Source organism: Desulfovibrio sp. SGI.133, from assembly GCF_050313955.1.
In the GTDB taxonomy this organism is placed as follows: Bacteria; Desulfobacterota; Desulfovibrionia; order Desulfovibrionales; family Desulfovibrionaceae; genus Desulfovibrio.
On the sequence record NZ_JBNPMK010000005.1, the window covers coordinates 39,343 to 59,813 of the forward strand.

Below are 20,471 nucleotides of genomic sequence, written 5' to 3' on the forward strand. Positions count from 1 at the left end.
GCGTGATGCTCCGGCCGGTGCATGGCCGGGAAGCATGGCCCGCATGGCGCTGTGGAGCGGGGTGCGGGCGGAAATATGCTCTAGCCGGCCAGCAGCTGTTTGAGCAGGGCCGTCAGGCGCGGCAGGTCTTCGGGCAGGAGGGTGCGCGGGTCGAGGCAGAAGCTCCTTTCTTCCAGACGGCCCAGCACCGGCGGCGTGGTATCCAGCAGAGCCTGCTTGAGGGCCGTGGCGCTCATGGCGGCGGGCTCCAGGCAGACCAGGGTGGTGGGCAGGTCGCGTTCCGGGAAGGCGCCGCCGCCCACGCGGGAAACATCCGGGCGCAGGCTGATGCGGCAGGCGGGGCCCAGGGCGCGGCGCAGCCGGGCGGCCAGCGAGCGGGCGGCACGGGCCAGGTCTTTGGGGTCCCGGCAGATGTCGCGCAGGGTCGGGATCTCGCGGCGGGCGCGTTCGGGCTCGCAATAGAGGCGCAGGGTGGCTTCCAGCGCGGCCATGGTCAGCTTGTCGCAGCGCAGGGCGCGGGTGAGGGGATTCTTTTTCAGGGCCTCGATGCGCTCCCGGCTGCCCACGATGAGGCCGCATTGCGGGCCCCCCAGCACCTTGTCGCCGGAAAAGGTCACCACGTCGGCGCCTCCGGCCACCACTTCGGGCACCGTAGGTTCGTTGGGCAGGCCTACGGAGGAAAAGTCCATGAAGGAACCGCTGCCCAGATCCTCGATGACGGGCAGGCCGTGTTCCCGGGCCAGGGCCACCAAATCGGGCAGGGGCACGGCGGAATGGAAGCCCACGATACGGTAGTTGGAGGTGTGCACGCGCATGAGGGCGCGGGTATCTTCGTTGATGGCCGCGGCGTAGTCGTGCAGGTGGCAGCGGTTGGTGGCGCCCACTTCGCGCAGGCGGGCACCGCTTTTTTCCATCACTTCCGGGATGCGGAAGCTGCCGCCGATCTCCACCAGTTCCCCGCGCGAGACGATGACCTCGCCGCCCTTGCAGAAGGTATCCAGCACCAGCAGGACGGCGGCGGCGTTGTTGTTGACCACCATGGCGGCCTCGGCGCCGGTCAGGCGCTGGAGCAGCTCGTCGATGATGACGTAGCGGCTGCCGCGTCCGCCGCTGTGCAGGTCGAGCTCCAGGTTGCAGTAGCCGGAGATGACCCGGCGCACGGCCTCCTGGGCGCTCCGGGCCAGCACGGAACGACCCATGTTGGTATGGATGACCACGCCGGTGCCGTTGATGACGTTACGCAGGCGCGGCGCCGTCTTGCGGCGGACGAAGGCCAGCAGCTCGGGCAGGCAGGCCTCCAGAGCCAGTTCGGCGGCATCCTGTACGCGACCGGCGCGGATGTCGTCGCGGCGGCTGTTCCAGAAATCCGTGACGGCCTCGCGCAGCAGGGGGCGGGGCAGGTCGTGCAGGGCCTTGTCCGCCGTCAGCAGGGCATCCAGACTGGCGTCCATGGACGGCAGGGCACGGAAAAGGTGGTTCATGCGTCCTCCTTGGCGCCCCGGGCGGAGGCGGGCTGTTCCAGCAGGTGGGGGTAAAGGCCGTAAAATTCCGCCAGCATGTACAGGGACCCGCTGATGATGACCGGGGCTTTGTCGTCGCCGGGCAGGTCGCGCACGGCATCCAGGGCATTGCGCACGTCGGGCAGCAGGGTGGCATGGGCCGGGGCCGCAGCGTTGGCGGCGTCCACCACCTGGGCGGCGTCGGCGGCGCGTTCGTTATGCAGGGCCGGGATGAAGAGCGGTGCGTCACCCAGGGCCCGCTTGAGCAGCATCAGGGCCGGGTGCCAGTCCTTGTCGCCCAGGCAGGAATAGATGGCCGCGCGCGGGCGCAGGCCGGACTGGCGCACATGGGCCAGCAGGGCGGCCATGCCGTGGGCATTGTGGGCGCCGTCCAGCAGCAGGGGCGGATGCTGGTCCGTGGCGGGCACGGACTGCAAACGACCGGGCACGAAGGCCCGGGCCAGTCCTCGGGCCACGGCATCAGGGCGCGGCGTCACGTGCAGGCGCGGGGCCAGAGCCTGCCAGGCATGCAGGGCCACGGCGGCATTGATGCGCTGGTGCGGCCCGGCCAGCCCCAGCGGCATGTTGCCCGGCAGGGGCTCGACGATGTGCAGGGGAGCGGCCAGCTGTTCGGCCTGGCGGCGCAGGACCTCTTCGGCAGCCGGGAACTGAGGGGCGCTGACTACCGGCACGCGGGGGCGGATGGCGCCGCATTTGTCCAGGGCAATGTCACGCAGGGTGGGGCCCAGGATGGCGGCATGATCCATGGCTACGGGCGCGAAGCAAGTCAGGTCGCTGGCCAGAGCCGTGGTGGCGTCATGGGCGCCGCCCAGCCCGGCTTCCATGACGGCCAGCTGCACGCCCTGACGGGCAAAGGCCAGTATGGCCAGCACGGTCAGGAATTCGAAATAGGTCAGGTCCGGTCGCGCCGCGTAGACTTCCGTAGCCAGCTCGGGCCACAGGTCTTCCTGCAGGGGGGCCCCGTCGATGCGGATGCGCTCGCAGGGGGAAAGGAAATGCGGTGAGGTATAGAGCCCGGTGCGGCAGCCGTGGGCGCGGGACAGACTATCCAGAAAGGCGGACGTGGAGCCCTTGCCGTTGGTGCCCACGATCTGGGCCACCACAAAGGGCGGGCGGGAAAGGCCTAGGCGGGAGAGGGCGGTCTCCATGCGCGTCAGGCTCAGGTCCATGTGGAAGAAACCAAGGCCGTCCAGGTGTTCCCAGATCTGGTCGATGGTCGTGAAATGCTTTGCAGTCTTCATGCCGCGACCATGCCACAATTCCCTGTCCTTGTCAGCGCTTGCGCCGAGGGGAAAAACGTTCTGTCGCAGGGCAGCCGTACGAAAAAAATATTTTATGCCTGTGGCTGCTGCGGCGTACTGACTGCAATAGGTGGCCGGGGGATCGGGCAGCATAGTGATGTCCGTTGCAGATCGGGCTGCTTGCGACAGCCCCATTCCCTTGCTAGGCTGGATTCCGAAAAGGAGGCTATGCATGATTCGTCTTGAAAAGGCCGGCCGGGAAGATCTGGCTGCTCTTGTACAGTTGCAGGAAATGGTGCGGGCACGCCTGCTGCCTGAAGGGCAGGCTCTGCCCGAGACGGCCGGAGATACGCTGGAGGATTTTTTTGCTCACGGCGTGGTGTTGCGGGCCCTGATGGAAGACGACACCATGGTGGGTGCCGTAGGCGGGCGAGAAGCGGACGGCAGACAGCATTTGGGCCAGCTGCTGGTGCATCCGCAATGGCAGGGACAGTATGTGGAGACCATGCTGCTGTTGCAGATGGAAAGCCTGTTGCCCGAGGCCCGGCGAGAACTGCTGTTCCCGGCACGGGATGCCGCGGACCTGCGCTCCCTGCTGTGGCTGGGCTATACCGTCAGTGAAGAGACGCCCCTGCCTCACGGCCTGACCCTGTACCGGCTGGAGAAAGAGGGATAAGGCTGGGGTGCCTTTTTGACTGTACCTACGTGGAGTAGTGGGCTTTCGGCAGGGAAAACTTTTCTCGCGATGCATCAAAAAGCGGGGCCCTGCCGAGGAGACACGTGCTCCGGCATGGTTTTCCTGATGCCTCACAGATGGGTGTTCAGTATATCAGGAAGGGGAGAGCGCTGCAGGGCGGTTGGGGCTTTTCCCAAAGGGACAGTCCTGGCGGGTCAGGCCTCTTCTGCACAGAGGGACAGGTGGGCATAAAAACAGTGCAGAGAAAAAGAAAAGACGGTCACACGCGAATCATGTGACCGTCTTACTTTTTTGATGGCGCGCCCGGGAGGATTCGAACCCCCGGCCAAGAGCTTAGAAGGCTCCTGCTCTATCCACCTGAGCTACGAGCGCGTGCTGTCCTTATAGGTGGCAAGCGTCTGTCCGTCAAGAGGGGGCAGCCCGGCCATGGTCCATGCGGTGGGGCAGGGGATGGAGCTCCTTGCCAGCTTCTGTCCGAAGCCGAAGCACCGGCCGTCCATTTCTTCCTGCCCGGGAAGGAACGGGCAGTATGTGCGCCATGCCCCGGCCGCCCTTGTGTTCCTCATCCAGGCGTGGCAAATTCTGTACTTACCGATAGTTTTCTACTGTTCCAGGCACGCGGGAGGTCCCATGAATTTTCAGGAAAAGTGGCGTAAATTGCTTCTTCCCCTGCGCTACGGGGGCAGCGGGGTGGATTTCAAAAAGCTGGACCCGGCCCGCAGCCCGTTTTTGCAGGATCGGGACCGCATCATCTATTCCAGTTCGTTCCGGCGTCTGGCCCGCAAGACGCAGGTGCATCCGCTGGTGCGTAACGACCACATCCACACGCGCCTCAGCCATTCGCTGGAGGTCAGCAGCGTAGGGCGTTCGCTGGGCGCCATGGCGGGCTATTTTTTGCGCCGCCGGGGCGAGCTGCCGGAGTATGCCGCGCCGGAATTTCCCGGCCAGATCCTCGAAGCCGCCTGCCTGGCCCACGACATCGGCAATCCGCCTTTCGGCCATGCGGGCGAGTTCGCCATCCGCGACTGGTTCGGGGACCCGGCCAACCACACCTATGTGAATGCGCTGGAGGAGACGCAGCAGAGCGATTTCCGCTGCTTCGACGGCAACGCCCAGGGCTTCCGGGTGGTCAACGTGGTGGAGAACAACCGCGATCAGGGCGGGTTCCGGCTCACCTATCCCACGCTGGCCAGCATGGTCAAATACCCGTGGGATTCCTGGCAGTCCCGTGCGCGGAGCGGCAAGTGCAAGTTCAACTACTATCAGGCCGAGGCGGCCATCTTTGAGGAGGTGTTCTCCGCGCTGGGGCTGAAGACGCGCCGGGGCGACTTTGCCCGGCATCCGCTCTCCCTGCTGGCCGAAGCGGCCGACGACACCTGTTACCGCATCGTGGACATGGAAGACGCCCGCGAGCTGGACATCATCACCCTGGCGGACATCCTGAAGGTGGTGGAGCCCCTGGCCCCGAGCCTGAAGCTCGATCCGCAGCGGCTGGGCGATATGGGTTCCGACCGGGAGCGGGCCGGGTATGTGCGGGCCCGTGTCATCGGTCATGTGACCGCGAGCCTGTTCGAGACCTTCGCCGCGCAGTACGAGCGCATCATGCGGCGGGAGTTCGAAGGGCCGCTCATGGACATGGCGCCGGAGGACGTCCGGGCCTATATGGACAGGGCCAAAGAGATCTTCAACGGGCGCATCCTCAAGAACAGCCACAAGACGGCGCTGGAGATCGGGTCCTACAGTGTCTACAAGCGCCTGCTGGATACCTTCATCCCGGCCTGTCATCGCCGCATCTGCGATCCCGGGCGGCTCACCTACAAGGAGCAGCAGGCCTTGCAGCTCATGGGCGGCCATGCGCCGCGCCCTGAGGATGACCTGTACGTCTCCTATCTGCGGGTGCTGGATTTCATCACCGGTATGACCGACCAGTACGCCAGCTTCGTGTCCACCCAGTTCTTGGGCACGTCCTGCTAGCGGAGGCATCTTTTACAGGGGCCAAAGGCCTCGAAAGCCGGAGGGCAGGGATCAGATGGCCCGCCCTGCCGGTTTCCTGCCGTTGCGCCCTGAAAAGGGCGCTTTTTTATCAGGGGCTGTCAGCCGGGCCGCACGTTCCCGGGGCACCGGCGCGTCCGGGAGTCCGCGGCTAGTCGTCCGGGCGGAGCAGGGGAAGAGGATCGCCTGCGGACGGGGAAAGCTTGCGGGTCAGGCGGCAAAGCTCGTCCCGCCCGTTGTCCGTCCAGTCGGTCAGGAAAGCCATGGCATGGCGGTGCATCTCGTCCTCGCACCAGCGGGCATATTCCTCCAGACCGTCGGCATCCTCCGCATGCTGCCGGGTCTCCGGCATGTGCTGCAAGTGGCGCAGGGCCGTGGCCGCGGCCACGGCATTGTCGTGCATCTGGCCGAGGCTTTCCTGACAGCGGCGGCACAGGCGGATCAGGCGTTCGCCGTTCTTGCCGCCCTGGCTGCCGAAAAAGGCCATCAGATAGCGTAACTGCTTGAACGCGATGCGCATGTTGTGCAGCAGGTCTTCGGGGATCAGGTGCCCGTGCGTCCAACGGTCATGGGCAAGAAGGTCGCGTGTGGCCTGATCCACACCGGCCGCCATGATGTCCGCCAGCAGCATGGGCCGGGCGCGACCGCGGCGGTCCAGCATGGGGCGGCAGGTCTGGGCCGCGGCATTGTCATCCAGCTTGTGCAGCAGCTCGCGGTAGGCGTCCGAGGCATAATGGGCCGCGGCACGGGAAAGGGCCGTGGTGCGTTCTTCCTGCAGGGCGGCATACAGGCTGCGCAGACCGGCGGGCAGATCCGCCGGCCGGAAAAGGGGGGCAGCACCTCCCGGGGCCTGTCCGCTTGCGGCGGCGGTCTCGGCGGCACCGGCAGGGACAGGACGCAAGGCATAGTCCCTGATGTGTCCCAAAAGCACGTCCGTATCCCGCACACCGCCCAGCAGCTTGCGGGCCGTACGCAGGTCGGCTTCCACAGAGGCCAGCCAGTCCTTGCGCAGATAGGGCTTCAGGCTGCGGAAGACGGAAAGCAGGCTGCGCAGGATGACGCGGGCATCGTGGATGGGCTCTTCGTCCAGGGCGCTGTCACTGCGGGCCAGCTCATGCAGGGCCCGTGCCTGCTTTTGCAGATACGCGCTGAAATGGCTGCTGAACAATTGCCCGGAAGGCGGCGCCTGGACCGGGACGGGCGCACCGGCATCAGCATCGAAGGTCCAGAACCATTCCAGTGAGGACTTGCCGAACAGGCGTTCCCAGAGCGGCGCATGGATGACCAGCTGCTTGCGCAGGCGCAGGGGCGTGCGCACTCGGATGAGGAAAAGGACGGGGGGCTCACCGGGCAGGCGTATCTCCAGCGGATCGAAGCGCAGGGCAAAACGGGCCACCTGCACGATGGCTGCCAGCACCACGGCGGTACGCCGCCGGGGATCGTCGTGGGCACAACCCATGGCGGTAAGCAAGGGCTCCACTTTGTCCGTACGGCCCTTGCCTACGGTGAGCAGGGTCAGGACCATGGCCAGCAGCCGGTTGCCGGCGGCATCAAGGCGCTTGAGCGGATGGGTGAGCAGGATCTCGCCCGCATCGGGCATCCCGTCCCCCAGCTCCACCAAGGTATGGGCCAGCACGGCCAGAGGGGCCAGATCCCTGTCCAGACCGTGCTGGGGAGCCAGCCCGGCGAAGATGGACAGGACAAGATCAGTTTCCCGCTGGCGGGCGGCCAGGTCGATGCCGAATAACCGGCAGAGGCGGCGGAGCCCGCAGGGGCGCAGAGCGGGAGAATCATTGCGCAGGCAGCGGGTGCCGCGCCAGAGCAGGGTGCGGGGCGTGGTGGAGGGAGCTTCGTCCATGAGGAGTCTCCTTGGCAGGCGTCTGCCGGAAAAAGAGGCGTCCCCGGGCCGGAAAGGCAGGGATGAAGGGCCCGGAGGCTGCCTGAAGCATAGCCTTCCCGAAACAGGCGCGCAAGGGGCGGAGCGTCATTACGGGGAGTATGCCAAGGGACGACGGGACAGCGGGCGTTGCGGCAGGAGGACTGGGCGCGGCCGTGTCTTCTCCGGGATGGAGTGTGCCGGGGAGAAGGCGACCGTCGGCGAAGCCTTGCCGTACGGCCCGGATATGCGGAAGGCGAGCCCTCCCGAAAACGGGAAACGGCGCGAAAGCCGGGGCAGGGCCCTGCTTCCGCGCCGTGTGATGACGCTGTTTGCGGCGGTATCGCCTAGACTTCGAAGAGCATCTCCAGATCCTCGCGGGTCAGGGACTTCCAGGTGTCCTGACCGGGGATGATGGCCTCGGCCACGCCACGCTTGGCTTCCTGCAGCTTGAGGATCTTCTCTTCCACCGTGTTCTGGCAGATGAGCTTGTAGGAGAACACCTGCCGCGTCTGGCCGATGCGGTGGGTACGGTCCGTAGCCTGGCTTTCCACGGCGGGGTTCCACCACGGGTCGTAGTGGATGACGTAGTCCGCGCTGGTCAGGTTCAGGCCCGTGCCGCCCGCCTTGAGCGAGATGAGGAAGATGGGGATGTCCGGGCTGTTGTTGAAGCGGTCCACCTGTTCGAAGCGGTCCTTGCTGGCGCCGTCCAGATAGCAGAAGGGGATCTGCGAGAACTCCAGCCACTGGCGGATGATCTGGAGCATCTGTACGAACTGCGAGAAGACCAGCACCTTGTGGCCGCCCTCCACGATCTCCATGACCATGTCCTTGAAGGCGTCGAACTTGCCGGAAGGCAGGTTGTTGGAGAAGCCGGGCAGGTCGATCTTGAGCAGGCGCGGATGGCAGCAGATCTGGCGCAGCTTGAGCAGGGCGTCCAGGATGGACATCTGGCTCTTGGCCAGGCCCTTTTCGTCCACGTCGGCCAGCACCTGGGCGCGCAGCTTGCGGGCCAGGGCGGCGTAGAGCTCGGCCTGGGCCTCTTCCAGCGCGCAGCAGGTGACGCTTTCCACCTTGGGCGGCAGGTCCTTGGCCACTTCGGCCTTGGTACGGCGCAGAATGAAGGGCCGCACGCGGGTGCGCAGGTAATCCAGGGTCTCGGCGTCGCCGTCCTTGATGGGCTTGACGATGCCGCGCTGGAAGGCATGCTGCGAACCGAGGAAGCCGGGCATCAGGAACTCGAACAGGCTCCAGAGCTCGAAGAGATTGTTCTCGATGGGCGTACCGGACAGGCACAGGCGCATGCGGGCATGGATGCGGCGCACGGCGCGTGCCGTGATGGTGTTGGGGTTCTTGATGTTCTGGGCTTCGTCCAGGATGACGGTGTTGAACTCGTACTTCTCCATCTCCTCCAGGTCACGCCGCAGCAGGGCGTAGGTGGTGATGATGAGGTCCGATTCCGCGATATGTTTGAACATGCCCTCGCGGCGCGTGCCGTAGATGGTCAGGCGGCGCAGGCCGGGCACGAACTTTTCTGCTTCGCGCTCCCAGTTGGGCAGCACCGAGGTGGGCACCACGATGAGGTTGGGGCCCTCGAAGCGGCTTTCCACCATATGCTGGATGAAGGCCAGGGTCTGCACGGTCTTGCCCAGGCCCATTTCGTCGGCCAGGATGCCGCCGAAGCCGTATTCCGACAGGAAGTTGAGGTAGGACAGGCCCTGCAGCTGGTAGCTGCGCAGATTGGCCTGCAGCGCTTTTGGCGGCGGTACGGGCCGAACCTCGCGGAAGGAGCGAATCTTCTCGCGCAGGTTGTTCCAGAAGGAGTCCGTGCGCGCGCCGGGCAGGTCTTCCAGCAGGCTGTCCAGCACCGGTGCCTCGAACTGCTTGAACTTGGTCTGCGGCGGCTTGCTGGGATCCAGGCCCAGGGCCGTGAGCTTGTGAGCGATCTTTTCCAGCCAGGATTCGGGCAGGCTGGTGTAGGAGCCGTCCTTGAGCTGCACATAACGCTTGCCGCGGGTCCAGGCCTTCCAGATCTTGTCCAGGGGCAGGGACTGGCCTTCGTAGTCCACGCTGATCTCCAGCGAGAACCACTTTTCCTTCTCGTTGCTCACCACCTCGGCGGAAATGGAGGACTTGGCCGTGCGCATCTTGTAGCGCGAAAGGGCGCGCTCACCGTAGACGCGGTAGTTCTCCACCAGCGTGGGGTAGGAGTCCAGCAGGAAGGCGATGGCTTCTTCCGGCTCCAGGAACCACAGCTTGCTGGAACGGGCCTGGAAGTCCATGCCCGCCAGCTCGTTCATGAGCTGGGCCTCTTCTTCCTGATGGCGGCGCACCAGATAGGTCTGGCCTTCGTAGGTGTAGCTGCCGGTCTGGAAATCGGGGTTGGGACCGTTGAGCGTGAACTCGCCGTGACGGGTCTGGTAGATGTTGTCGATCTCCAGGGTCAGCAGGCTGCCTTCCTCGTCCAGGAAGAGCTTGGGATTGTAGGTGGCCGGCTGGAACACGGGTTCCATCATGCGCAGGAACTGCTGCGGCTCGTAGAGTTCGGACGAGGGCAGGCGTGTCCAGACGCGGTCCAGGAACTCGGAGATCTCTTCCTGCGGCACCACCGGACGTTCATAGATAAGGTTGTGCACCAGCGAGGGATACAGGCCCGTCTGCACGGGATAGAAGTTGTGCTGGTAGCAGACCCAAAGCGGCATCTGGCCGTGGAAGGTGATGGGCGCGTCCTCGGGGGCCTCGGCGCCGTGCAGGTGGTCGCTGGGCGCCCCGTTGGCCCGGATGGGCAGGGGGGGGCGGCCTTCACGCTTGAGCAGCACGTCGAAGCTGAAGCCGTTGTCGTCGAAATTGGGCTTGAGCTTGAGGGCAAAGGGCGTGCTCTCGATGCGGCAGGGGCGGTCGGTATCCTTCCAGAGCAGGTAATATTCCTTGCGCACGGCCCAGAAGAACCACGAGGTCAGGCCGTCGGGGATCTCCACGCGATGACCGTAATAGTCCAGGTGCTGGCCTATCTGGCGGGCCACATGCGGCAGCTGGGGCGAGAACTCGCACCAGTCGGGATTGTTGATGATCTGCTGGAGCGTGATCTCGTTGTGCACGCTGGACAGGCCGGACTTGTTCTGGCGGCCCCGGAAGAAGGAGACCAGCAGACGGCCCTGCTCCGGCTGGAAGCGGAAAATGAGATAGTGCTTGCCGGGCTCGGGCTCCATGTCCGTGGAGAAGAAAGAGCGGAAGCTCTGCTTCCAGTCCTTGGCAGGGGGAGCGACCTCTTCGGCGTCGCCCTGTTCCTTGCGCAGTTCCTCCAGCAGACGCAGGGCCAGGGCCGCCACATGGCGGCATGTGCTGGTGAAGGACTCCGAACAGTTGCACTGGTGGCGGGTGCTGCGATCCGTGATGGAGAAGGTCAGGCTGGGCGTATAGACCTGGAGGTCTTCCCCCTGGATGACGCCTTGCGCCTCCCAGGTTTCGCCCTCCTGGATATTTATTTTTTGCACCCCGCCTTCGGACAGGATATAGTAAGCCGTATCACGGATATACTCCGGAACGGCGTCGTGCAGGAAGGCCTGGCACATCTCCCTGACGACGTTCTGCTCAGATCTGCTCATGCATACTCTCCGCTGCCCGGTTTTCTGCGCGGGCTCCGTTGAAAAATCGCAGTAATAGATCTGGGAGTAATATCACAGGCATCACTTCAATGGCAATAGACACGCGTAACTTATGAAAAAATATTTTATGAAAAAAAAGATGGCATTTTCCGCCACCTCCCGGGCAGCCGCTATGGGCTCTTCGGCAGGGGGCACCGCCCCTTGGGGAATTTTTTTTCTGCTTCTTCTGCTGCTTTGCCTGCCGCTGCCCGCCACCGCGGATGACGAGGAAGGCAGCATGCCCCCCACGGACGGCGACCGCATCCTGCTGGGCAGCATCGGCGAGGCCTCCAACCTCATCCCGTATCTGACGGCGGACTCCGCCTCCCACGAAGTGGCGGATCTTCTCTATGTGGCGCCGTTGCGTTTCAACAAGGATCTGGAGCCGGAATGCTGGGCGGCGGAGTCCTTCAGCATGGAGGACGAGGGCCGTCTGCTGCGCTTTCGTTTGCGCAAGGGCATCCTCTGGGAAGACGGCACCGAACTGACGGCCGCGGATGTGGAATTCACCTACAAGATGGTCATCGACCCGGCCACGGGCAGCCCCTATGCGGATGATTTCCTCCAGATTAAGGAATTCCGCGTGCTGGACCGCTACAGCTTCGAAGTCCGCTACGAGCAGTTCTTTGCCCGGGCCGTATCTTCCTGGATGAACCCCATCCTGCCCAAACACATCCTGGAAGGGCAGAACATCCGCACCACCGCTTTCGCCCGCAAGCCCGTGGGCGCCGGACCTTACCGTCTCCAGCGCTGGGAGCCGGGCGTGCGCATCGTGCTGGAAGCTTCTCCCTCCTATTTCCTGGGGCGGCCGCACATCAGCGAGGTGGTCTTCCGCATCATCCCGGATACGGCCACCATGTTCATGGAGACCCGTGCTGGGCGTCTGGACGTGATGGAGCTGAGCCCGCAGCAGTACCTGCGCCAGACATCGGGGAAAAAGTGGGCGGAATCCTTCCACAAATATCGCTATCTGGCCTCGGTCTACAATTTTCTGGGCTTCAATCTGGAGCATCCTTTCTTCAAGGATAAAAAGGTGCGGCAGGCCATCTCCTGCGCCATCAACCGGGGCGACATCGTCAAGGGCGTTTTGCTGGGGCTGGGAGAACCGGCCTTCGGGCCCTACAAGCCGGGCACCTGGGCCTACCATCCGGGCCTGCGCCCTGTAAGCTTCAATCCCGACCGGGCCCGCAAGCTGCTGGCCGAAGCGGGCTTCGCGGACAGTGACGGCGACGGCATCCTGGACAAGGACGGCAAGCCGCTGGCGTTCACCATCCTGACCAACCAGGGCAACGAGCCGCGCATCCTCACCGCCACCATCATCCAGAGCCAGCTGCGGGCCGTGGGCATCGACGTGCGCATCCGCACCGTGGAATGGGCCGCTTTCATCCGGGAATTCGTGAATACCGGCCGTTTCGATGCCATCATCCTGGGGTGGACCATCACCCAGGACCCGGACATCTTCGCGGTCTGGCATTCCTCACAGGCCGTGCCCGGGGGCCTGAACTTCATCCATTATAAGAACCCTGAACTGGACAAGGTGCTGGAAGAGGCCCGCTCCACGCCGGACCGCCAGCGCCGGACAGTGCTCTACCATAAGGCGCAGGAGATCCTGGACGAGGATCAGCCCTACTGCTTCCTTTATGTGCCCTATGCCCTGCCTGTGGTGCAGAATCGCTTCATGGGCATCAAACCCGCCCTGGCGGGCATCATGTACAACTTTGAGGAATGGTGGGTGCCCAAGAGCCTGCAACGCTACAAGGTGACGCCGTAGTCGGTCTTTGGAAAGGCTGTTTTTTGAGGGGAGGGGCCCTCCTTTTCCTGGCGGAAAAAAGGGGTTTCCCTCCCCTCAAATTCCCCACCCCTCCCCCAAAATCGCTCATATGGTCTTTCTGACAGGTCTCCGTCGCTGACTGGAAGGCAGGAAAAAAGCGGACATCCCGACTGGGATGTCCGCTTTTGCATCTGGAACGTATCGTTGGTGAGACTGCCGTTTCACGATGGACTGGAAAATTTAGCGGAGTAGCGTCCGGCAGCGAGGTCACCGACAAAAAAGGGGGTATGCCGTTTTTATATACAGGCATTGCGCGATTACGCATGGTGAAAAGAGGCGTTGCCTGCTGTTGTCCTTTGGGATAACAGCAAAATATATCTCGTTGAAGAATGGTATATCAGAATAAGTTTTCTCTGGGAGAAAAAAGCATATGATACACAAGCTTTGCAGAATATGCAAGAATACAAAACAATGGAGCTCCCCAACAGGTGATAAGTATGGAAATGGAAAAAGTTTTCCTGAGAAGCACAACTTCGGAATCGAAGAATGGATCAATAGAAAAGAATGGCTGCTTACAGGATATGATGAGACAGATATAAATTGGCGATATGCGCATATCACTGCTTTATGTACACCAAATCATGCATATTGCGGTCAGGATGCCAGAGTCTTTCTTTTTACCTATATCGAGGGACAGGCACTGCTGGTCGCCTATCTGGACAAGGTTCATATCCTCGATGAAAACGAAGCTGCATGGGCCGTCCGGCGATTCCGGAAAAAGGGCTGGCTGGATACAATGAGGAAGGAAGTGCAAGAGGTCGGAGGAAAAATGGCCCCTCTGTCAGATAAGAAGGTAAAGGAAGATCCCCTTTGCCTTGTCAATATTCGTTTTCTTCCGGAAGACTTGCACTTTTTTGAGGAACCTCAACAGCTTGACATGTCGCGTTGGCGGTATACCGTCGCCTATGACTGGGATACTGCCCTCCTTGCGGCGGTCATGCCACCGACGGATTTAACGGTACAGGCTCTGGACAGATTTTCGGAAACGATTCGCCTGCGTCGGGCCATCAGTGCCAAGGAGTTCTTGCCCCGGCAAGCTCCCATCCAGAATCGTCTGGCGATGCGGCTGGCGGAAATCTATGGCCCCAAGGGCTATCAGGTACTTTGTGAAGACCACAGGGTCGACATAACGGTCCGTAAAGAAGGCTACACGAGCTTTCTGGAAATAAAACCGGCGGACAGTGCCCGGGAGGCCATCCGTCTGGCCTTGGGACAGTTGCTGGAATACGCCCATTATCCGGAGGCGAACAGTAAGGACGATCTGGTGGTCAGGGCGGATAATCTGGTGGTAGTCAGCGATGCCGCTCTGGAGTCTAACGACAAGCTGTATATCCGGCAGCTGCGGCGACGTTACGGCATCCCTTTGCGTTATGTGCACTGGCCTAGGGGCGCTGAAGAAATATCGCAGAAAGAGCTGGCGAAGTGCGTGAAGCTTCCCGGCCGGAACGCCTGACGCCGGAAGGGAGACTATCCGGCAATTTTGACGGAAACCGCGTCTGTCTTCCTTAAAGAATCTTTTCTTCGGCTGCGGTCAAAATCCCTCCCCGCGAGGCAGCGACGGGGACCTGCCATACAGACCAGAGGAAAGTTTTTTCGGGGGGAGGAGAGTTTGAGAGGGGGCGGGGACAGTTTTTATAAAAAACGTCCCCGCCCCCTCTCAAGCCGCGCCAGCGGCCTTTGCGACAAAAAACACCCCAAACAGAAAAAGCCCTTGCGATTTCTCGCAAGGGCTTGATCGTCTGGCTCCCCGAGACGGACTTGAACCGCCAACCTAGTGATTAACAGTCACCCGCTCTGCCGATTGAGCTATCGGGGATCATTGATTGCTTTGTTTGCAGCTTTGGGGAAATAAGGGCTTGCGCTTGCCGCGCAAGCCCTGAAGTCCTTTGTGGCTCCCCGAGACGGACTTGAACCGCCAACCTAGTGATTAACAGTCACCCGCTCTGCCGATTGAGCTATCGGGGAGTGCTGCAAAAGCAACGAAAGTCTTTCTACGGAAAACAGGCCCGTTCGTCAAGCGGAAAAATCATTTTTTCAGGATTTTTTTATCAGGCGCTGCAACTTTTTGTCATAACGCTCGGCTTCGCTGTACACGCAGCCGCAATAAGGCTGGCGATATACGCCCCATTCCTTGGAAAGATCGATGCCTGCCTGCCAGTCGGTGCGGAAATCACGGTAGACGAAGCGAGGGCCTTCGCTCAGGGGGGCGTCTTCCGCCGCTGCGGCGTGTTCCCCGGCGGCCCGGATGACGTCGTGCGGCTGGTAGCGGGAGTAGAGCAGGCTGCTGCTCACATGGGCATAGCCGTTGGCGCGGGCATAGGCCACGGCGGCCTGCATGCGGCTGCTGCAACACCAGGCACAGCGCTGCGGGGGCAGGTCACGTCCGGCCACGGAGCGCAGCCAGGCCACCAGATCCCAGGTATCGTCCTGACAGATGAGTTCGATGCCCAGTCGGGCGGCGCATTCCTCGGCGGCCTCGCGGCGGCGCAGGTATTCCATCAGGGGCTGGATGTTGGGGTTCATGTACCAGGCCGTGACCCTGAAGCCCTCATCCTGCAGGCGCTTGACCGGCATGATGGAGCAGGGGCCGCAGCAGATGTGCAGCAGCAGGCTGCGCTCGCCTTTGACGGGTTCAAAAACAGGGGCCTGCCCCGAAGGGCAGGCCGCGGAAGTTTCGACAGGGGCGTCCGTTACGGACGGATACTGATTTCCAGACATTTGCCAAAATCCTGTTCCATGTCGCGCAGGCTGTCGCGCTTGTGGTTGAGCAGATAAAGGCCCAGTTCCCGCGTGGTCTCGAAGACGTACTTGTCGCCGCCGTGGGTCCGCAGGGCACGGCGCATCTCGCGCAGGGCCTGCAGGGCCTGCCATTCAAGGTTGCGCCGCTGGCCCGTGCCGCCGCAGAAGGGGCAGGGCTCCATGGTGATGGAAAGGGCCGAGGAGCCCGTGCGCTGGCGCACCAGTTCCAGCAGGCCGAAGGAACTCATGCGGCCCACGTCGTGGCGGGCGCGGTCGTTCTTCATGGCCGTGCGCAAGGTCTTTTCCACTTCCAGCACGTGTTTCTTGTCGCGCATCTCGATGAAGTCGATGACCACCTGGCCGCCGATGTCGCGCAGCTTGAGCTGGCGGGCGATGGCTTCGGCGGCTTCCATGTTGGTGCGGTGGGCCATGGACTCGAAATTGACCTTGCCGGAGATCTTGCCGGAGTTGATGTCCACGGCCATGAGGGCTTCGGTCTGGTCAAAGACCAGGCGGCCGCCCGAAGGCAGGGTGACCTCGCGGGAGTAGATCTGGTCCAGCTGGCGGCGCAGGCTGAAGCGCTCCCACAGGGGCATGCGCACGTCGGTATGCAGGCGTACCAGCTCCTTCTTGCGGGGGAAGAGCAGGGAGACGGTCTCGCGGATGCTGTCGGCCACTTCCTCGTTGTCCACCCAGATCTCGCAGACATCGTCGGTCAGGTAGTCGCGCACGGCCCGCTGGGGCAGGCCCGGCTCCTGATAGATGAGGGCCGGGGCCGAGACTTCGGTGGCCTTCTTGCGGATGTCCTTCCAGACGCGCTTGAGGTACTGGAGGTCGTTCTTGAGCGTGGTCTTGGTGGTGCCGGCGCTCACGGTGCGCACGATGACGCCCAGGCCCTGGCCGGGGTCGATGCCGTTCATCATCTCGCGCAGGCGGGTGCGTTCTTCATCGCTGTCCACCTTGCGGGAAACGCCGATCTGCTCCTGACCGGGAGTCAGCACCAGGAAGCGGCCCGCCAGCGACAGCCAGGTGGTGAGGAAGGCGCCCTTGTTGCCGGTAGGTTCCTTGACCACCTGCACCAGCACTTCCTGGCCGGGCTTGAGCACTTTCTGGATGGGCGGGAATTTTTTGCCCTTGCTGGGCTCGTGATGGGTCAGCCAGTATTCGGGGTGGATCTCGTCGATCTGGAGGAAGCCGTTCTTGCCCGCGCCGTAGCTCACGAAGGCAGCCTGCAGGTTGGTGTCGATATTATGGATGACACCCTTGTAGATATTGCCCTTGAGTTTGCGCTGGTGGAACATGTCCAGGTAGTATTCCTGCAGACGACCTTCCTCGGCGATGGCCACTTCCACCTGCTCGCCGGGCAGCACGCTGATGAACATGCGCCGCTTGCCCGCAGCCACCTTGGCCTTGACCGCGGCCGCACGCACGCTGCCCTTCTTGGGGGCTTCGCTGTCCTCGCCACGGCGGCGGGGACGGGCAGGGGCGTTTTCCAGACTTTCCACATCACCGGTGGCCGCCTGCCACAGTTCCTCGTCACTGAGATCGTCCGGCAGGTCGGCAGGGGCGGCCGCTTCGGCGCTCTCCTCGGTATCCTTGTCGGCGGGCTCGGCACTTTCCGCCTGAGCCTCACGGTTCTTGCGGTTGCGTCCGCGTCCGCCGCGACGGCCGCGACGGCTCTTGCGGCGGGGCTGTTCCTCGCCGTCTTCCTGGCTGCCGGTATCGGCAGCGGCCGTTTCGCTGCTCTCAACAGTCGCAGCGGTCGCCGCATCTTCGCTATCCGGGGCGGCCTTGGCGGCAGGTGCCGCAGGCGTCTCGGCAGCGGGGGCTTCAGCCGTCACGGCAGGCTGATCGTCAGCGGGACGGGCCGCGGGCGTTTCCGTGGTCTGGTCGCCGCTTTCGGCAGGGGCAGCTTCGACCGGCTGGCTCGCAGCTTCGGGAGATTTTTTGCGGGGGGTACGCTGGCGGCGCTGGGCACCGGGCGAGCGGCGGGTCCCGCGACGGGGCGCGGCGTGCTGTTCGCCGTCGGTATCGGCGGATGCTTCGGCAGCTTCGGGGGCTGCGGTCTGGGCGGGCGCCTCTTCAGCGGATGCGGCGGCGGGAGCTGTCTCGGGGGCCGTATTTTCGGCGGCAGGGGCCGTGGTCTTGCGGCGGCTGCTCCGGCGGGCAGGCTTGCGGGGCGCGCTGGCTGCCGCGTCGGTAGCCTGGGCATCGCCGTTGTCCGCAGCGGCCTGGGCGGCATCGGTGGCCGGGGAGGCCGTCAGCGTGGCCGTTTCTTCCGCGGCAGGGGCGGTCTTGGCGCGCGAACTGCGGCGGGTGGTACGGCGTTTGGGGATGGGGGTTGCTTCAGCGACATCAGAGGAAGCGGCCGCGTCAGACACGGCCGGCGTATTTTCCTGCGTCATAAATATCCTTTTGGACCGCCAGCGGCGGCGAAATTTGTCAGCCGTTATCCCGACTGAGGGAACAGGCCGGACATCCGGCAAACACCGGATGGCGTGTCCGTGAGCGGGCACGGGCCTGGGGATGCCCGGAAAGGGCAGGGCACGGGGGATGGCAGGAGAAAACGCCCGTCACGGGGACGGCGTTTTCCAGGCGGCCGGAACAGCCGCCGGAGGGGCAACGTCAGAAAGCGCGGCACCGGGCCGCGCCATGACGGGCGGGATCAGACTGTCTGTCCCCCGCGGAAGCGCTGGGCTTCGCTAATCACAATTTTCAAGGACGCGCAGCTCCACGGACAGCTTGCCGCCGCTGGAGCGCAGCAGCACATAGCCGCCCTGGGCCAGAGCGCCCGGATTCACCACGATGGTGCGGCCCACCCTGTCCACGGCGCGCGCTTCGTGGATATGCCCGCACAGGCAGACATCGGGTTGGGCTTCTTCAAGGAATTCGCGCACGGCAGTAGAGCCCACGTGAATATTGCCCGGGATGACGTCACAGGCGCTGTCCTTGGGCGGATTGTGCGAAACCAGCACGGTGTGGGGGTACTTGCGGGCCTTCTGCCAGCTGTTTTCCAGCCAGCCGGCGAAGGTGGATTCAGGAAACTCGCTGGGCGTCCCGAAAGGCGTGAACGTGGAGGCCCCGATGCCGAAGATGGCCGTATCGGGCGTGAGCTCGTGCACCTGCGTGTGCAGGTTGCAGCCTAGGCCGCTCAGCCATTCGTCCACTTCGGGCCGGTCCATGTTGCCGATCTGGGCCCAGATGCGGGGATTGTGCGCCCGCAGAACGTCCATGACCATTTCGGCTTGCTTGACGCCGCCTGTGATGGTCAGGTCGCCGGTGACGATGATGCCGTCTGCCTGCGCCAGCTCGGGGATACGGGCAAACAGCCCGGGCTCGTCGTGAATGTCCCCAACGGCAATCCAGAGATGATCCTGTTCGTTGACGCTTGGCATGGCGGTGTTTCCTTTGTTATAAAGTCACTCCGCGAACTATGGCACATTTTAGCAAGGATGGAAAGACCTCCATGTCCCTTTCCCCCGATGAGCAGAAGAAGGAATTGCGCGCCCGCATGCGTGGGCTGCGGCGCGGTCAGGACCCCGACCTGGCACGGCAGCGGGCCCGGGCGGCCCAGCAGGCCCTGCTGGACTGGGACGTCTGGCAGCAGGCCGCCCGCGTGGCCCTGTACGTGGCCCTGCCGGAAGAAGTGCATACCGGCTACCTGCTGGCCGATGCCTGGCAGCGCCGTGTGCGGGTCTACCTGCCCCGGGTGCGCTTGGAACGCGGGCTCATGGACTTCGTGCCCTGTTCCCGGGTGGGCGATATGGCCGCCGGGCCCTACAAGATGCTGGAGCCCCATGCCGGTCTGCTGGGCATGGCGCCCCCTGTGCTGGCCCATCCCGATTTCTGTCCCGACGTGCTCATCCTGCCCGGTGTGGCCTTTGACCGCATGGGCAACCGCCTGGGCTTCGGCGGCGGCTACTATGACCGTTTCCTGGCGGCGTTCGGCGCCCGGGGCAGCGGTCGGCGGCCCCTGCTGGTGGGCCTGTGCTATGCTTTCCAGGTGGTGGACGCGCTGCCTTCCCAGGACTGGGATCGGCCCGTGGACTGCCTGTGTACTGAAGAAGGACTCGTATGCCTGTAAGTTTCATCCCCTTTGTGTTCCCCGGCGTGGACAATGTGCGCTGCGCCTTCCAGACCCGCTGGCAGGAGGCCGGAGATGGCCCCTACGCCGGTGGCAACATCTCCCTCGCCACGGCTGATGACCGGCAGAGCGTCATCGGCAACCGTCGCGAACTGCGGGCGGCCCTGGGCCTCCGGCGCATGGCCGAACTCAATCAGGTGCATGGCGATGCCATGATCTTCGAGCCCGAGGCCGTGGAGCCCGACGCCGTGCCTCGTTGCGATGCCGACGGCATGGCCACCAGTCAGGCGGGGCTGGGACTGGCCATCAAGACCGCCGATTGCCAGCCCATCCTGCTGGCCCACAAGAGCGGCCGTTTCGTGGCCGGCATCCATGCGGGCTGGCGCGGCAACCGTTGTGACTTCCCCGGTTCCGGGGTGCGCCGCTTCTGCGAGCATTACGGCGTGGAACCGCGTGAGCTTCTGGCCGTGCGCGGCCCGAGCCTGGGCCCGGCCCGGGCGGAGTTCATCAATTTCGAGAGCGAGTGGGGCGACGAGTTCCGCCCCTGGTTCGATGCCCAAAGCCGCACCATGGACCTGTGGGGCCTGACACGCTGGCAGCTGGAGCAGGCCGGGCTGCTGCCGCGCAATATCTACGGCATCGACCTGTGCACGGCCAGCTGCAACCGTCAGTTCTTCTCGTACCGCTGCGTGAAGGCTTCCGGCCGTCAGGCCAGCGTCATCTGGCGTCTGGACTAGCAGGCCGGAGAGCTTGCTTGTGATGAGGGGGGAAGGAGGAAACCTTGGCTCGCGCACAAGGTCTTCCCCTTCCCCCCTCAAGCTCCCCCCATCCCCTTTCCAACGCGCTT

13 protein-coding genes and 3 tRNA genes are annotated in these 20,471 nt (G+C 63.7%); 6 read left to right on the forward strand and 10 right to left on the reverse strand.

All coding sequences use genetic code 11. The annotated features are described in order from the left end of the window. Positions 1 to 80: 80 nt before the first annotated feature. Both selA and ACQRBR_RS07980 read right to left on the reverse strand, forming a co-directional pair. Positions 81 to 1,481, reverse strand: coding sequence for an L-seryl-tRNA(Sec) selenium transferase (gene selA, locus ACQRBR_RS07975; RefSeq protein ID WP_427812719.1), 1,401 nt, complete (start codon positions 1,479 to 1,481; stop codon positions 81 to 83). Further along, positions 1,478 to 2,761: a bifunctional folylpolyglutamate synthase/dihydrofolate synthase gene (locus ACQRBR_RS07980; RefSeq protein WP_427812720.1), complete on the reverse strand. Its 1,284-nt coding sequence runs from the start codon at positions 2,759 to 2,761 to the stop codon at positions 1,478 to 1,480. The genes selA and ACQRBR_RS07980 overlap by 4 nt, the downstream gene beginning before the upstream one ends. A 232-nt stretch (positions 2,762 to 2,993) precedes the next feature. Here ACQRBR_RS07980 and ACQRBR_RS07985 point away from each other — a divergent pair, with 232 nt between their 5' ends. Continuing rightward, on the forward strand, positions 2,994 to 3,437 hold the full coding sequence (locus ACQRBR_RS07985; protein ID WP_427812721.1) for a hypothetical protein: 444 nt from the start codon (positions 2,994 to 2,996) through the stop codon (positions 3,435 to 3,437). A 316-nt stretch (positions 3,438 to 3,753) separates the two neighbouring features. On the opposite strand, the gene ACQRBR_RS07990 is transcribed toward ACQRBR_RS07985, so the two are convergent. Continuing rightward, positions 3,754 to 3,830, reverse strand: a tRNA-Arg gene (locus ACQRBR_RS07990). Between the two features lie 258 nt (positions 3,831 to 4,088). Between ACQRBR_RS07990 and ACQRBR_RS07995 the strand changes: the two genes are divergently transcribed. After that, positions 4,089 to 5,432 (forward strand): deoxyguanosinetriphosphate triphosphohydrolase, encoded by a 1,344-nt coding sequence (locus ACQRBR_RS07995; RefSeq protein ID WP_427812722.1) that lies wholly within the window; start codon positions 4,089 to 4,091, stop codon positions 5,430 to 5,432. 169 nt (positions 5,433 to 5,601) lie between these two features. Here the strand turns inward: ACQRBR_RS07995 and ACQRBR_RS08000 are convergent, their stop codons facing one another. Together ACQRBR_RS08000 and ACQRBR_RS08005 are read right to left on the reverse strand one after the other, a co-directional pair. Beyond that, on the reverse strand, positions 5,602 to 7,308 hold the full coding sequence (locus tag ACQRBR_RS08000) for a CHAD domain-containing protein (protein ID WP_427812723.1): 1,707 nt from the start codon (positions 7,306 to 7,308) through the stop codon (positions 5,602 to 5,604). A gap of 365 nt (positions 7,309 to 7,673) precedes the next feature. Then, complete coding sequence (locus tag ACQRBR_RS08005) at positions 7,674 to 10,931, reverse strand: DEAD/DEAH box helicase (RefSeq protein ID WP_303878102.1); 3,258 nt, start codon at positions 10,929 to 10,931, stop codon at positions 7,674 to 7,676. A 277-nt stretch (positions 10,932 to 11,208) separates the two neighbouring features. On the opposite strand from ACQRBR_RS08005, the gene ACQRBR_RS08010 reads away from it, so the two are divergent. Next, positions 11,209 to 12,741, forward strand: coding sequence for a peptide-binding protein (locus ACQRBR_RS08010; RefSeq protein ID WP_427812724.1), 1,533 nt, complete (start codon positions 11,209 to 11,211; stop codon positions 12,739 to 12,741). Between the two features lie 430 nt (positions 12,742 to 13,171). Beyond that, entirely contained in the window at positions 13,172 to 14,254 is a 1,083-nt protein-coding gene (locus tag ACQRBR_RS08015; protein ID WP_303878099.1) for a hypothetical protein, read from the forward strand. A gap of 287 nt (positions 14,255 to 14,541) precedes the next feature. Here the strand turns inward: ACQRBR_RS08015 and ACQRBR_RS08020 are convergent. The 5 genes from ACQRBR_RS08020 to ACQRBR_RS08040 form a co-directional block, all read right to left on the reverse strand. Then, positions 14,542 to 14,617: transfer RNA gene (locus tag ACQRBR_RS08020), tRNA-Asn, on the reverse strand. 73 nt (positions 14,618 to 14,690) lie between these two features. Next, positions 14,691 to 14,766: transfer RNA gene (locus ACQRBR_RS08025), tRNA-Asn, on the reverse strand. 69 nt (positions 14,767 to 14,835) lie between these two features. Continuing rightward, a complete protein-coding gene (locus tag ACQRBR_RS08030; RefSeq protein ID WP_427812725.1) occupies positions 14,836 to 15,519 on the reverse strand; it encodes an epoxyqueuosine reductase QueH in 684 nt (227 codons plus the stop codon). After that, entirely contained in the window at positions 15,492 to 17,945 is a 2,454-nt protein-coding gene (locus ACQRBR_RS08035; protein WP_427812726.1) for an Rne/Rng family ribonuclease, read from the reverse strand. Before ACQRBR_RS08035 ends, ACQRBR_RS08030 begins: the two co-directional genes overlap by 28 nt. A gap of 297 nt (positions 17,946 to 18,242) precedes the next feature. Beyond that, positions 18,243 to 18,935 carry a metallophosphoesterase gene (locus tag ACQRBR_RS08040; RefSeq protein WP_168936476.1) on the reverse strand — a complete coding sequence of 231 codons (693 nt, stop codon included), beginning with the start codon at positions 18,933 to 18,935 and terminating at the stop codon, positions 18,243 to 18,245. A 71-nt stretch (positions 18,936 to 19,006) separates the two neighbouring features. Here ACQRBR_RS08040 and ACQRBR_RS08045 point away from each other — a divergent pair, with 71 nt between their 5' ends. Both ACQRBR_RS08045 and ACQRBR_RS08050 read left to right on the forward strand, forming a co-directional pair. Continuing rightward, positions 19,007 to 19,624 carry a 5-formyltetrahydrofolate cyclo-ligase gene (locus ACQRBR_RS08045; RefSeq protein WP_427812727.1) on the forward strand — a complete coding sequence of 206 codons (618 nt, stop codon included), beginning with the start codon at positions 19,007 to 19,009 and terminating at the stop codon, positions 19,622 to 19,624. Next, positions 19,615 to 20,361: a polyphenol oxidase family protein gene (locus tag ACQRBR_RS08050; protein ID WP_321127314.1), complete on the forward strand. Its 747-nt coding sequence runs from the start codon at positions 19,615 to 19,617 to the stop codon at positions 20,359 to 20,361. The genes ACQRBR_RS08045 and ACQRBR_RS08050 overlap by 10 nt, the downstream gene beginning before the upstream one ends. Positions 20,362 to 20,471: the final 110 nt, after the last annotated feature.